Origin of the sequence: Streptomyces iranensis (assembly GCF_017874715.1) — a bacterium.
In the GTDB taxonomy this organism is placed as follows: domain Bacteria; phylum Actinomycetota; class Actinomycetes; order Streptomycetales; family Streptomycetaceae; genus Streptomyces; species Streptomyces iranensis.
On the sequence record NZ_JAGGLR010000004.1, the window covers coordinates 461,932 to 475,381 of the forward strand.

Genomic DNA, 13,450 nt, shown 5'->3' on the forward strand with positions numbered 1-13,450 from the left:
ACTCAGCCCTCGCCCAGCAGCTTGCCGTCCGAGGTCTCGAACTGCTTCTTGAAGCTGTCGACGGCCTCGCCCAGCGCCGCGATCGTGTCGTCGGACATCTTGCCGCCCTCGACGATGCCGGTCAGCAGCCCCTTGTGCTCACGGTGCAGGTAGTCCAGCAGCTCACGCTCGAAGCGGCGGACGTCCTCGACGGGCACGTCGTCCATCTTGCCGTTGGTGCCGGACCAGATGGAGACGATCTCGTCCTCGGTGGAGTACGGGGCGTACTGGCCCTGCTTCAGCAGCTCGACCATGCGCGCACCGCGCTCCAGCGACGCCTTCGAGGCCGCGTCCAAGTCCGAGCCGAAGGCGGCGAACGCCTCCAGTTCACGGTACTGGGCGAGGTCCACCCGGAGACGGCCGGAGACCTGGCGCATCGCCTTGTGCTGCGCGGAACCACCGACTCGGGAGACCGAGATACCGACGTTGAGGGCCGGCCGCTGGTTGGCGTTGAACAGGTCCGACTCCAGGAAGCACTGGCCGTCGGTGATGGAGATGACGTTGGTCGGGATGAACGCCGACACGTCGTTCGCCTTGGTCTCGACGATCGGCAGACCGGTCATCGAACCGGAGCCCATGTCGTCGGAGAGCTTCGCGCAGCGCTCCAGCAGCCGGGAGTGCAGGTAGAAGACGTCGCCCGGGTAGGCCTCACGGCCCGGCGGGCGGCGCAGCAGCAGGGACACCGCGCGGTAGGCGTCGGCCTGCTTGGACAGGTCGTCGAAGACGATCAGAACGTGCTTGCCCTGGTACATCCAGTGCTGGCCGATGGCCGAGCCGGTGTAGGGGGCCAGGTACTTGAAGCCCGCCGGGTCGGACGCCGGGGCGGCGACGATCGTCGTGTACTCCAGGGCGCCGGCCTCCTCCAGCGCACCGCGCACGGACGCGATGGTGGAGCCCTTCTGGCCAATGGCGACGTAGATGCAGCGGACCTGCTTCTTCGGGTCACCGGAGCGCCAGTTGTCGCGCTGGTTGATGATCGTGTCGACGCACAGCGCGGTCTTGCCGGTCTGCCGGTCACCGATGATCAGCTGGCGCTGGCCACGGCCGATCGGGGTCATCGCGTCGACGGCCTTGTAGCCGGTCTCCATCGGCTCGTGCACCGACTTGCGGTCCATGACCGTGGGGGCCTGCAGCTCGAGGGCTCGGCGGCCCTCGGTCTCGATCTCGCCGAGGCCGTCGATCGGGGCACCCAGCGGGTCGACCACGCGGCCGAGGTAGCCCTCGCCGACGGCTACCGAGAGGACCTCGCCGGTGCGGTGCACCTGCTGGCCCTCCTCGATGCCGCTGAACTCACCGAGGACGACCGCACCGATCTCGCGCTCCTCGAGGTTGAGGGCGAGGCCGAGGGTGCCGTCCTCGAACTTCAGCAGTTCGTTCGCCATGGTCGAGGGAAGACCCTCGACCTTCGCGATGCCGTCGCCGGCAACGCTGACCGTCCCGACCTCCTCGCGCGAGGCCGCGTCCGGCTTGTACGCCTGGACAAAGTTCTCCAGTGCGTCCCGGATCTCCTCCGGCCGGATCGTGAGCTCCGCCATCTGGGTTCCCTGCTCTCCTTGTTGGGCCCGAAGTGTTTGACTACGGCCCAACTCGGGCCGCTTACATGCTTGTTGAGTTGGTGGCTGGGTCAGCCGGCCATCCGCCTGGTCGCCTCTTCGAGGCGGTCCGCGATGGTCCCGTTGATGACCTCGTCGCCGATGCGCACCGAGATCCCGCCGAGGACCTCGGGGTCCACGTCGAGGTTCAGGTGCATCTTCCGTCCGTACAGCTTCCCCAGTGCATCACCGAGCCGCTGCTTCTGCCGGTCGCTGAGCGGCACCGCGGAGGTGACGACCGCGACCGTACGGTCCCGGCGCGCCGCCGCCAGCTTGGACAGCTCGTCGAGACCCGCCTCCAGGCTACGACCCCGCGGGTGGGTCACCAGACGGATCACCAGCCGCTCGGTCCGCTGGTCGGCACGGCCGCCGAGCAACTCGCCGACCAGCCCGGACTTGGCGGACACGGTCGCGCGCCGGTCGGTGAGCGCGCCGCGCAGCTCGGACGAGGAGGAGACGATCCGGCCGAACCGGAACAGCTCGTCCTCCACGTCGTCGAGGGTGCCGGCCCGCTCGGCCGCGACCAGGTCGGCGGCGCTGGCCAGCTCCTCGAGCGAGTCCACCAGGTCGCGCGAGCGCGACCAGCGGGCCCGGACCAGGCCGGAGACCAGGTCGATGGTCTCGCCGCCGACCTGCCCGCCCAGCACCCGCGCGGCCAGCTCGGCCTTGGCCTCGCCGGGCTGCGCCGGGTCGGTGAGGACCCGGCGCAGCGAGACCTCGCGGTCGAGCAGCGCGGTGACGGCGGCCAGCTCATCGGCGAGCTTCGTCGCGTCGACGGCGGTGTTGTCCGTCAGGGCGTCGAAGCGCTCGCGCGCGGCTGCCAGTGCCTCCCGGCTCGCTCCGTTCATCGGCCGGCCTCGGCCTTCGAGCCATCGGTCGCCTTCGCCTCGAGCTCGTCGAGGAACCGGTCGATGGTGCGGCTCTCCCGGGCCACGTCCTCGAGCGACTCACCGACGATCCGGCCGGCCAGGTCGGTGGCGAGCCTGCCCACGTCCTGGCGCAGGGTCTGAGCGGCTTGCTTGCGATCGGCCTCGATCTGCGAGTGACCGGCGGCGATGAGCTCCTCACGCTGCCGCTGGCCCTCCGCGCGCATCTCGGCGATGAGCGCGGCGCCCTGCTCCTGCGCCTCCTGGCGCAGTCGCGCGGCCTCGTGCCGGGCGTCGGCGAGCTGGGCTCGGTAGTCCTCGAGGACCTGCTGGGCTTCGGCCTGAGTGGCCTCGGCCTTCTCCATGCCGCCCTCGATCGCCTCGCGGCGCTCCTCCAGAACCCGGTTGATGTTCGGGAGGAGCTTCTTGGCGAGGAAGATGAAGACGATGGCAAAGGCGATCAGGCCGATGACCAGCTCCGGGATCGGCGGGATGAGGGGGTTCTCACTCTCCTCGGCCGCCACCTGTACCAGGGCGTTCACATCAGTGCCTTTCGTCGGATGCGGCGTTACGCCGCGGTCAGCTGGTCGGGTAGACGAACGGCATGACCAGACCGATCAGGGCGAGCGCCTCACAGAAGGCGAAGCCGAGGATCTGGTTGGCGCGGATCAGACCGGCCGCCTCGGGCTGGCGGGCCAGCGCCTGGGTGCCGTTGCCGAAGATGATGCCGACGCCGACGCCGGGGCCGATGGCCGCGAGGCCGTAGCCGATCGAGCCGAGGTTGCCCTTGATCTCGACGCCAGCGGCGAGGGTCTGGAGAGCAGCAGACATGCCGGTTCTTCCTTCTCTTTCACGGACCGGTGGGGGTTGGCCACCGGACGTCTGTATGGACTGGGAGGCGGGTGCTCAGTGGTGCTCGGCCAGAGCGCCCTGAACGTAGGAGCAGGCCAGGAGCACGAAGACATATGCCTGGACGGCCTGGATGAAGAGCTCGAAGGCGGTCATGATGATGACCATCACGAAGGAGACACCCGCGTAGGCGATGCCGACCCCGTTCAGCAAGTACCAACTGGCGATGGTGAACAGCAGCAGCAGGGTGTGGCCCGCGAACATGTTGGCGAAGAGCCGGACCGCGTGGGTGAAGGGCCGCACCAGCACGTTCGAGAAGAACTCGATCGTCATGGACAGCGGAAGCACCGCGCCCAGCGACTTGTCATAGCCGGTGAGGTTCTTGAAACCGCCGACGAAGCCGTGCTTCCGGAACGTCAGGCTCATCCACAGGACGTAGACGATCGCGGCGAGCGCGGCCGGGTAGGCGATGATCGACGTCACCGGGAACTGGGCGACCGGGATGACCGACCAGAGGTTCATGATCCAGACGAAGAAGAAGATCGAGACCATGAGCGGGACGTACTTCTCACCGTCCCTCTTTCCCAGTGCCTCGTAGACGATCCCACGGCGGATGAAGTCGTACCCCGCCTCGCCGACCATCTGGAGCTTGCCGGGAACTACCTTGGCCCGGCCGAAGGCCGCCCAGAAGAACCAGACGATGGCGACGGTGCCCAGCAGGGCCAGCAGCATCGGCTTGTTGAAGTCGATACCGCCGAGAGTGAAGAGCGGCTCGAACTTGAACGAATGGAGTCCGGGTGCCGGGAAGCCGCACCCGTCGAAGATGTGGCAGTCGGTCTCGAAGGCGAGCGTCTGGTCAGGACTCACCGCGAGCTCCTTCAGCGTGGCGCATGGGTACGGCAACCTCGTTGTGTCGGCGCGGCACACGGCCACGGAGCGGCACTGGACTGGTCTTACGAATGTGGGGGCGGCTGATCGGCGCGTGGCCGAATGGTGTGTCGGGCATCAGCTGCATGGGCCGCCGATTCCATCCCGTGGATTCCGGGGGTTCAGCTACCTGCGCGCGCTGTGCCTCAGATGGCACCGGACGATAGCAGGTGAGCGCACATGCTCTTATCCCGGCCCTACTTCTCACGGCGTGGACCCGGCGGGAGCGGACTTCTTCGCCCCCCCGGGCTTGCGTTCGTCCTCGGCTTCTGGCTCCACGTAAAGGATCTTGGCCTTCATGTGTGCACGGGTCTGTGCGCCGATCCACACCAGGGTCGCGGCGAGTAGCGCGAAGGCGAATGCCTTGGTGTTGAACAGCGTGGTGCCCTTGAAGATCCCGAGAATGACCGCGACCAGCAGGAACTGGGTCACGTAGAGCGCCAGGCCCATCGCCTGGAAGAGCTGCGGGAGGTACTTCGCGGTGCGCTGCAGCACGATCAGGCCCATCGCCATGACCCCGGCGGCGACCACCGCTCCGAAACCCGCACCGATCGCGCCCTCGCCGCCTGCGAGCACAGAACCGACAGCGACGGCGACCACCCCGGTGACGGCGGTGGGCACGGCGCAACTCAGGAGTGTTCTGGCGTCGTTGGACTGCATGAAGGGTTTCTCCGGCAAGTGTCGGAAGCAACGATTCGTCGTGGACGAGCGTATCCCCGGGGACAGAGGGAACCTCACGAGGAAGAGCCGTCGCCCTACGGCCCCTCGGGTCTAAGCACCGGGTTTAGTGAACGGTATCACAAACTATTTGATGAGGTCTTTACCCACCAGGTGTGCTGCACGTCACACGGGAGAGTTATGAGCTGTGTACCGTGCTGACGCCGCTCTGTGATCTTCACCGGTCTCGCCTGACCCTCTACCGGGGGCGATAACTGGGGACATCGCGGCGATGACTGGGGAGATTACTGGGGTGTTCCGATGCGCCGGCGGTGGGTGAAGCGGGACCGGTCGCCGATCGCGGTGGCGCCGTTCACACCGTTCGCCCCGCCGCTCGCCCCACTGCCCGCGCCGCCGTGTCGCCCGGAGCCCACCGGCTCGGGCTCGACCAGGTCCGGCTCCGAGGCGGCGGACCCGGCACCGGCCGTGGCCGCCACGGGCTCGGCGGGCGCCTCGGCCTCCTGCTCGGCCCTGGCGATCCGGTTGGCGCGGCGGTAGCGCGGCGGAACGAACGCCTCCGCCCAGCGCGGAACGCGCGGGGTGAACCGCGGCAGCAGCAACAGCGACAGCCCGACCCCGCTCAGCGCCACGATCGCCAGCACGAACCACACACCGGCCGAGTTCACCGAGTACGCCACGGCGCCGAAGGCGATCAGCGCCGACCAGAAGTACATGATCAGGACGGCCCGGCTGTGCGAATGGCCGATCTCCAGCAGCCGGTGGTGCAGATGGCCGCGGTCGGCGGCGAACGGCGACTGGCCCCGCCAGGTGCGCCGGACGATCGCCAGCACCAGGTCGGCGAAGGGCACCGCGATGACGGTCAGCGGAAGCAGCAGCGGGATGTAGACCGGGACGGTGGCGTGCACCGCGGCCTGCTCGGACCCCTCGAACAGCTTCATCGCGTCCGGGTCCACCTGGCCGGTGATGGAGATGGCGCCCGCCGCCAGCACCAGCCCGATCAGCATCGAGCCCGAGTCACCCATGAAGATCCGCGCGGGGTGGGCGTTGTGCGGCAGGAAGCCCAGGCACATGCCCATGAGGACGGCGGCGAACAGGGTGGCGGGCGCGGCCGCCTCCAGGCCGTAGCCGTACCAGATGCGGTACGCGTACATGAAGAACGCCGCGGCGGCGATGCACACCATCCCGGACGCCAAACCATCAAGCCCGTCAACGAAGTTGACCGCGTTGATGGTGATCACGACCAGCGCGACGGTGAGCAGCGTGCCCTGCCAGGGCGTCAGCGAGACCGGTCCCACACCGGGCACCGGAAGCCACAGGATGGTCAGACCCTGGAGCACCATCACACCGGCGGCGATCATCTGGCCGCCCAGCTTGATCAGCGCGTCCACGCCCCACTTGTCGTCCAGCACCCCGAGCAGCCAGATCAGTCCGGCGCCGGACAGCAGCGCCCGTGGCTCGTTGGAGACCTCGAAGACGTCCTTGAGGTTGGTCAGGTGGGCGGCGACCAGCAGCCCCGCGCACAGCCCGCCGAACATGGCGATGCCACCGAGCCGTGGCGTGGGCTCACGGTGCACATCACGGGCGCGGATCTCGGGCATCGCACCGGCCGCGATGGCGAATTTCCGCACCGGCCCGGTCAGCAGATAAGTGACCGCGGCCGTGATGCACAGAGTCAGCAGGTATTCACGCACAGGCTGCCCCAGAGGTATCGCTGGCCATCACAGCCCCACACCCTATGCGTGTCCGGCGCCTCGCGGTGAACGTACTTACAGACGTCCTACACCTTCGGATGGTTGCATGATTCGGCCGTCGTCCGGATAGGGCGGAAATCTCCCGGCCAGATCCGCCACCTTTTCCCGTACCACGCCCTCGTCCCGCAACACGGTTCCCATGAGATTGGCTATGCGCTCCATTTCCGGGGCTCCCATTCCCTGGGTGGTCACCGCGGCGGTGCCAAGACGCAGCCCCTTGACGCATCCCCGGGGCTCGGTGGCGGACGCCAGCGCACAGGTGTCCAGGACGATCCCGGCGGCCGCGCAGCGGCCCTTCGCGGTGCGTCCGTCCAGGCCCAGCGGGGCCGGATCGGCGGTGATCATATGGGTGTCGGTGCCGCCCGTGGCGACCGCCAGACCCTCCCCGACCAGCGCGTCCGCCAGCACCCGGGCATTGGCCACCACCCGCCGCGCATAGGCGGTGAAGGCGGGCGACGCGGCCTCGCCGAACGCCACCGCCTTGGCCGCGACGGTGTGCATCTGGGCCCCGCCCTGGGTGAACGGGAACACCGCCCGGTCCACCCGCTCGGCGAGCTCCGCACCGCACAGCAGCATTCCGCCGCGCGGCCCGCGCAGCACCTTGTGTGTCGTTGCGCACACCACGTCCGCGTACGGCACCGGGGACGGCGCCGCCTTTCCCGCGACCAGGCCGATCGCATGGGCGGCGTCGGCGATGAGATACGCGCCCACCTCGTCCGCGACGGCACGGAAGGCGGCGTAGTCCAGATGGCGGGGATAGGAGATCGACCCGCAGACGATCGCCTTCGGGCGATGGGCGTGGGCGAGCCCGCGCAGCTGCTCGTAGTCGATCAGACCGGTCGCCGGATCGACGCCGTAGCCGATGAAGTCGAACCAGCGCCCGGAGAAGTTGGCGGGTGAGCCATGGGTGAGATGGCCGCCGTGCGGCAGCGCCATCGCCAGCACCGTGTCCCCGGGCCGCAGCAGCGCGGCGTAGGCGGCCAGCACCGCGGAGGATCCCGAATGCGGCTGCACATTGGCGTGCTCGGCGCCGAACAGCGCCTTCGCCCGGTCCTGGGCCACCCGCTCGGCGATGTCCACGATCTCGCAGCCGCCGTGGTGGCGGGCGCCGGGATAGCCCTCGGCGTACTTGTTGGCCAGCGGTGAGGCGAGCGCCGCCAGCACGGCCGGCGAGACGTAGTTCTCGGCCGCGATCAGCTGGAGTCCGCCGGAGACGCGGTCGATCTCGCTCAGGATGATTCCCGCCAGCTCCGGGTCCTGGCGGGCGAGGCTCGCGAAATCGGGGCCCCAGGGGGTGACGGCCATGGCGTGCTCACAGCCTTCGGAGGGGACAGCGGGTCGGCGCTTACGTGGTCACCCCCAATGTAGGCCTCGCGACGCCGCACGGCGCGCCGTGCGGCCCGTGCGGGCCCCTTACGGCGCGCCCCCGGGCCCCCGAGGGGCCTACGCGGGGGCGGGAACCCCCGTCATCGCCGTGACGACCGGGTCCAGGGCCTGGTTGATCTCGTCCCCGATGGAGCGGAAGAAGGTGATCGGCGCCCCGTACGGATCGTGCACCTCGTCCGCGTCCTCGTTGGGCGCCAGCAGCCAGCCGCGCAGCGCGGCCGCCGCCTGCACCAGGGCGCGGGCGCGCTCCACCACACCGCCCGCCTCCTCCGGGTCGGGCAGTGTCGCGGGGTCTATGGCCCGCACCAGCCGGGTGAACTCCTTGAGCGTGAAGGTGCGCAGCCCCGCCGAATGCCCCATCGAGATCACCTGCGCCCGGTGGTCGCGGGTGGCGGTCAGGACCAGGTCGGCGCGGATGACGTGCTCGTCCAGCAGCTCACGGCCGAGGAAGCCCGCCGGGTCGGCCCCGAAGTCGGTCAGGACCGTCGCGGCGTGCGCCTCCATGGGCGCGCCCTCATGGCCCCAGGTGCCGGCGGACTCCACGATCAGCCCGCGGGTGCGGACGCTTCCGAGGCGGTGGGCGAGGGCATGCCGGGTCAGCCGCTCGGTGATCGGCGAGCGGCACACATTGCCGGTGCTGACGTGGAGGATGCGGAAGGTGGCCTCGGCGTTCTTCTCACGGTGTTCCGCTATGCCACGCCCCTCAGGGGCTGTCAATTGGCCACCTCGAGGTCGGGTACGACCTCCCGGAGCTGCTCGGCGGTGAGCGCGCCCGCCCGGAGCAGCACCGGCACCTTGCCGGTCACATCGACGATCGAGGAGGGCACGGCGGCCGGGGTCGGCCCGCCGTCGAGGTACACCGAGACGGAGTCCCCCAGCATGTCCTGGGCGGCGTCGCAGTCCTGCGGGGAGGGGTGGCCGGTCAGGTTGGCGCTGGAGACCGCCATCGGGCCGAAGTCCGTCAGCAGCTCGATCGCCACCGGGTGCAGCGGCATCCGTACCGCCACCGTGCCCCGGGTCTCCCCCAGGTCCCAGGTGAGCGACGGCTGGTGCCGGGCGACGAGGGTGAGCGCGCCGGGCCAGAAGGCGTCCACCAGCTCCCAGGCCATCTCGGAGAAGTCGGTGACCAGTCCGTGCAGGGTGTTCGGCGAGCCGACCAGCACCGGGGTGGGCATGTTGCGGCCGCGCCCCTTGGCCTCGAGCAGATCGCCGACCGCCTCGGCGTTGAAGGCGTCCGCGCCGATCCCGTAGACGGTGTCGGTGGGCAGCACGACCAGTTCGCCGCGGCGGACGGCGGAGGCGGCCTCGCGCAGGCCGGTCTTGCGGTCGGTGGCGTCCCCGCAGTCGTATCGCCGTGCCATTAACGGACCTCCTCGTACGTGGCCAATGTGTGGTGCGGTGCCGCCGTCACGGCATGGCCTTCCGCGCGGTGGCGAACCGGGGCCGGTTGTTCAGGTCGGGGTGGTCGGCGGCGTCCGCCCAGCCACGCTCCTCGGTGAAGATCCACGGCACCTGGCCGCCCTGGGTGTCTGCGTGCTCGATGACCACCACGCCGCCTGGGCGCAGCAGCCGGTGGGCGGTGCGCTCCAGGCCACGGATGACATCGAGGCCGTCCTCACCGGAGAAGAGCGCGAGCTGGGGGTCGTGATCGCGGGCCTCCGGCGCCACGTACTCCCACTCGGTCAGCGGGATGTACGGCGGGTTGCTGATGACGAGGTCCACCTGCCCGTCGAGCTCGGGCAGGGCCGTCAACGCGTCCGCGTGATGGAGAACGACGCGGGACCCCTCGACGTTCTTGCGGGCCCAGCGCAGGGCGCCCTCGTCCAGCTCCACGGCGTACACCCGGGAGCGCGGCACCTCCTGGGCGAGCGCGAGCGCGATGGCCCCGGAACCGGAGCACAGATCGACGATGAGCGGTTCGACGACGTCCATGGCGCGCACCGCGTCTATCGCCCAGCCGACCACCGACTCGGTCTCCGGCCGGGGCACGAAGACCCCCGGGCCGACCTGGAGCTCGAGATAGCGGAAGAAGGCGCGGCCGGTGATGTGCTGAAGGGGCTCGCGGGCCTCGCGGCGGGCGACCGCCTCCCAGTAGCGGGCGTCGAAGTCGGCGTCGGGCACGCCGTGCAGCTCACCCCGCTTGACGCCGTGCACAAAGGCGGCGAGCTCCTCCGCGTCGAAGCGCGGTGAGGGCACGCCCGCGTCGGCCAGCCGCTGAGTGGCCTGCGCCACCTCGGCGAGCAGCACGTTCACTGAATTCCTCCAGCCGGTCCGGACAAGGGCACGAAGCGTTGATCAGTGGGTGGCTCAGCCCGCGGCCGCCAACTTGGCGGCCGCGTCGGCGTCGACGCACGCCTGGATGACCGGATCGAGTTCACCGTCGAGCACCTGGTCCAAGTTGTACGCCTTGAAACCGACACGATGGTCCGAGATCCGGTTTTCCGGGAAGTTGTAGGTACGGATGCGCTCGGACCGGTCGACGGTGCGGACCTGGCTGCGCCGCGCGTCCGACGCCTCCCGCTCGGCCTCCTCCTGGGCCGCGGCCAGCAGCCGCGAGCGCAGGATGCGCAGCGCCTGCTCCTTGTTCTGGAGCTGGCTCTTCTCGTTCTGGCAGGAGACGACGATGTTGGTGGGCAGGTGGGTGATGCGCACCGCGGAGTCGGTGGTGTTGACCGACTGGCCGCCGGGTCCGGAGGAGCGGTAGACGTCGATCCGCAGATCGTTGGGGCCGATCTCGACCTCGACCTCCTCGGCCTCGGGCGTGACCAGCACACCGGCCGCGGAGGTGTGGATACGGCCCTGGGACTCGGTGGCGGGCACCCGCTGCACCCGGTGCACCCCGCCCTCGTACTTCAGCCGGGCCCAGACGCCCTGGCCGGGCTCGATGGTGCCCCTGGCCTTGACCGCGACCTGGACGTCCTTATAGCCGCCGAGGTCGGACTCATTGGCGTCGATGATCTCGGTCTTCCAGCCGATCCGCTCGGCGTACCGCAGATACATCCGCAGCAGGTCGCCGGCGAACAGTGCGGACTCCTCGCCGCCCTCCCCGGCCTTGACCTCCAGGATGACGTCCTTGTCGTCGCTCGGGTCGCGGGGGACGAGCAGCAGCCGCAGCCGGTCGGTGAGCTGCTCGCGGCTCTGCTCCAGCTGCTTGGCCTCGTCCACGAAGTCGGGGTCGTCCTGGGCCAGCTCGCGGGCGGTCTCGATGTCGTCCCCGGCCCGCTTCCAGGCGCGATAGGCGGTGATCACCGGGGTCAGCTCGGCATAGCGCTTGTTGAGCCGCCGCGCCTCCCGCTGGTCGGCGTGGACCGCGGGGTCGGCGAGCCGCTTCTCAAGGTCGGCGTGTTCGCCGATGAGTTCCTCGACCGCCTCGAACATCGGAGGGCTCCCTGAATGGTCTGCGTGGTGGCGTTGCGGAAAGTGCCGGAGGGCCGGTGACGACAAAACGCCGGTCCGGTCGCCCCAGGGAAGGGGCGACCGAAGACCGGCGCCGTGCGGGTCGCTACTTCTTGGCGGACCCGGCGTTCTTGCCGAAGCGGGCCTCGAACCGCGCCACACGGCCACCGGTGTCGAGGATCTTCTGCTTGCCCGTGTAGAACGGGTGGCACTCGGAGCAGATGTCGGCGCGGATGGCGCCGCCGCCCACGGTGCTACGGGTGGTGAAGGACGCGCCACAGGTGCAGCTGACCTGCGTCTCGACGTACTCCGGGTGGATCTCGCGCTTCAAGGGAATCTCCTAGGTTCGGGAGGGCACCGGGTCGACGGGCGGGTTGCCTGTCGTGAACCGGGACCGACGATCCAGTTTGCCAGTACTGGCCGCATCCCCCAAAACCGGGGGGCGGGCCCGGATATTCCCGGCCCGCCCCGGAGGCTGTCGGACGCCCTCGAATGGCCCTGGACGCCCTATTTGACGACCTTGCCCGCGCTGGTGGCGTCGCCCGCGGAGCCCTTGGTGGCGGAGGCGGGGACCGGCCGGTCATGGCGGAGCGCGGTCCATATCAGCTTGGCCTTGCGCTCCATGGGCAGCACCCGGGCCGGGTTCTGCGGGTCGTACTCGACGGGCAGCGTGGTCATCTTCATGTTGCCCGAGCCGATGCCCTTGAGGGATTCGGCGAAGCCCTTCAGCTTGCTCACCGAGGCCAGTTCGGAGTCGGTGGTGAGGGCCTTGGTGGAGGTGTCCGCGAGGTCGTAGAGCTTCTTCGGGTTGCCGAACACGTCCACGTGCTTGACCTGGTCGAGCAGCGCCTTGACGAACGCCTGCTGGAGCTTGATCCGGCCGAGGTCGCTGCCGTCGCCCACGCCGTGCCGGGTGCGCACCAGACCGAGCGACTGCTCCCCGTCCAGGGTGTGCGGGCCGGGCTCCAGGTCGAGGTGGCTCTTGGCGTCGTGGATCGGGGCGGTGGTGGTGATGTTGACGCCGCCGAGGTCGTCTATCAGCTGCTTGAAGCCGGAGAAGTCGACTTCGAGGAAGTGGTCCATGCGTATGCCCGTCATGGACTCGATGGTCTTGATGGTGCAGGCCGGGCCGCCGGCCTCGTAGGCGCTGTTGAACATGGCCGCCTGCACGGCGGGCGTCCGCTGCCCGCCCTTGGTGGTGCAGGACGGCCGTTCTATGAGGGTGTCGCGCGGGATGCTGATGACACTGGCCTTCTTGTGGCCCTTGTAGACGTGGACGATCATCGCTGTGTCGGAGCGCGAGGTGCCCTCGTCCGTGCCGTACTTGGCGTTCTTGCCGGCCCGGGAGTCGGAGCCGAGGACGAGGATGTCCATCGAGCCGTTGTCCACGTTCTTGGGGCGGTCGGCGCCGAGGGCGGCGTTGACGTCGACGCCGGTGAGGTTCCCGTTCAGCTTGTAGTAGAGGTAGCCGAGTCCGGCACCACCGAGCACCAGCACGGCGGCCAGCGTCCACACCGTGTAGAGCACGGCTCTACGGCGCGTGCTCGGCCGCTTACGACGGCGGCCCGCCGTCGCACCGCGTGCGCGGTGGCGGCCTGGGCTCACCGGTGCGTTGCTGCTGTCCTCGGCCATGTGCTCCTCAGTCCTCTATTGCTGCCCGAGTACCCCCTGCCGTCACGGTCAGGCGTGGCGTCGCGTTTCGCGGTGGAGTCAGCCTGTGTTCCGGCCCCGTGTTCCGACCTGACAGATGGAAGGCCGTCCGCCAGGGTTGCATATCTGCGATGGCCGGTTTTCGCGCGGGCAGCCGGGCGCACCGTTCGTCCCCTTCGTCCGCCTTACTGCTCTGACCTGCACTTTCGCGGGCGATAACATGATCAGAACCGGTCCGCGGCCTGGCTGGAAGATGTGGCTCACCTCTCATGGAACGCAGCGAGGCCCCCCGCGGTGCGGGGGGCCTCGGCCACGG

Annotated in this window: 14 protein-coding genes; all 14 read right to left on the reverse strand. The window is 69.4% G+C overall.

Going from position 1 to position 13,450, the window contains the following annotated elements; genetic code table 11:
• Positions 1–2: 2 nt before the first annotated feature.
• A complete protein-coding gene (atpA, locus tag J2Z30_RS10030) occupies positions 3–1,574 on the reverse strand; it encodes a F0F1 ATP synthase subunit alpha (protein WP_044569924.1) in 1,572 nt (523 codons plus the stop codon).
• An 89-nt stretch (positions 1,575–1,663) separates the two neighbouring features.
• Positions 1,664–2,479, reverse strand: a complete 816-nt coding sequence (locus J2Z30_RS10035) for a F0F1 ATP synthase subunit delta (protein WP_044569926.1) — start codon at positions 2,477–2,479, stop codon at positions 1,664–1,666.
• Entirely contained in the window at positions 2,476–3,039 is a 564-nt protein-coding gene (locus J2Z30_RS10040) for a F0F1 ATP synthase subunit B (protein ID WP_044569928.1), read from the reverse strand. Before J2Z30_RS10040 ends, J2Z30_RS10035 begins: the two co-directional genes overlap by 4 nt.
• A 37-nt stretch (positions 3,040–3,076) precedes the next feature.
• Positions 3,077–3,328: an ATP synthase subunit C-like protein gene (locus tag J2Z30_RS10045; RefSeq protein WP_044569929.1), complete on the reverse strand. Its 252-nt coding sequence runs from the start codon at positions 3,326–3,328 to the stop codon at positions 3,077–3,079.
• Between the two features lie 75 nt (positions 3,329–3,403).
• Positions 3,404–4,228 (reverse strand): F0F1 ATP synthase subunit A, encoded by an 825-nt coding sequence (gene atpB, locus J2Z30_RS10050; protein ID WP_044581384.1) that lies wholly within the window; start codon positions 4,226–4,228, stop codon positions 3,404–3,406.
• A gap of 249 nt (positions 4,229–4,477) precedes the next feature.
• Positions 4,478–4,933, reverse strand: coding sequence for a Cg1360 family ATP-synthase-associated protein (locus J2Z30_RS10055; protein WP_044569932.1), 456 nt, complete (start codon positions 4,931–4,933; stop codon positions 4,478–4,480).
• Positions 4,934–5,235: 302 nt separating this feature from the next.
• The gene (locus J2Z30_RS10060; RefSeq protein ID WP_044569934.1) at positions 5,236–6,642 is read right to left on the reverse strand and encodes an MraY family glycosyltransferase; all 1,407 of its coding nucleotides are present in this window, start codon (positions 6,640–6,642) and stop codon (positions 5,236–5,238) included.
• Between the two features lie 75 nt (positions 6,643–6,717).
• Complete coding sequence (gene glyA / locus J2Z30_RS10065) at positions 6,718–8,007, reverse strand: serine hydroxymethyltransferase (RefSeq protein ID WP_044569937.1); 1,290 nt, start codon at positions 8,005–8,007, stop codon at positions 6,718–6,720.
• A 138-nt stretch (positions 8,008–8,145) separates the two neighbouring features.
• Complete coding sequence (locus tag J2Z30_RS10070; protein ID WP_044569939.1) at positions 8,146–8,805, reverse strand: arsenate reductase/protein-tyrosine-phosphatase family protein; 660 nt, start codon at positions 8,803–8,805, stop codon at positions 8,146–8,148.
• On the reverse strand, positions 8,802–9,449 hold the full coding sequence (locus J2Z30_RS10075) for an L-threonylcarbamoyladenylate synthase (protein WP_014054918.1): 648 nt from the start codon (positions 9,447–9,449) through the stop codon (positions 8,802–8,804). The genes J2Z30_RS10070 and J2Z30_RS10075 overlap by 4 nt, the downstream gene beginning before the upstream one ends.
• A gap of 46 nt (positions 9,450–9,495) precedes the next feature.
• Positions 9,496–10,341, reverse strand: a complete 846-nt coding sequence (gene prmC, locus J2Z30_RS10080) for a peptide chain release factor N(5)-glutamine methyltransferase (RefSeq protein WP_044569942.1) — start codon at positions 10,339–10,341, stop codon at positions 9,496–9,498.
• Positions 10,342–10,395: 54 nt separating this feature from the next.
• On the reverse strand, positions 10,396–11,466 hold the full coding sequence (prfA, locus tag J2Z30_RS10085; protein WP_044569945.1) for a peptide chain release factor 1: 1,071 nt from the start codon (positions 11,464–11,466) through the stop codon (positions 10,396–10,398).
• A gap of 124 nt (positions 11,467–11,590) precedes the next feature.
• Positions 11,591–11,815 carry a 50S ribosomal protein L31 gene (rpmE, locus tag J2Z30_RS10090; RefSeq protein WP_044569948.1) on the reverse strand — a complete coding sequence of 75 codons (225 nt, stop codon included), beginning with the start codon at positions 11,813–11,815 and terminating at the stop codon, positions 11,591–11,593.
• A 176-nt stretch (positions 11,816–11,991) separates the two neighbouring features.
• The gene (locus J2Z30_RS10095) at positions 11,992–13,116 is read right to left on the reverse strand and encodes an LCP family protein (protein WP_044569951.1); all 1,125 of its coding nucleotides are present in this window, start codon (positions 13,114–13,116) and stop codon (positions 11,992–11,994) included.
• Positions 13,117–13,450 lie beyond the last annotated feature (334 nt).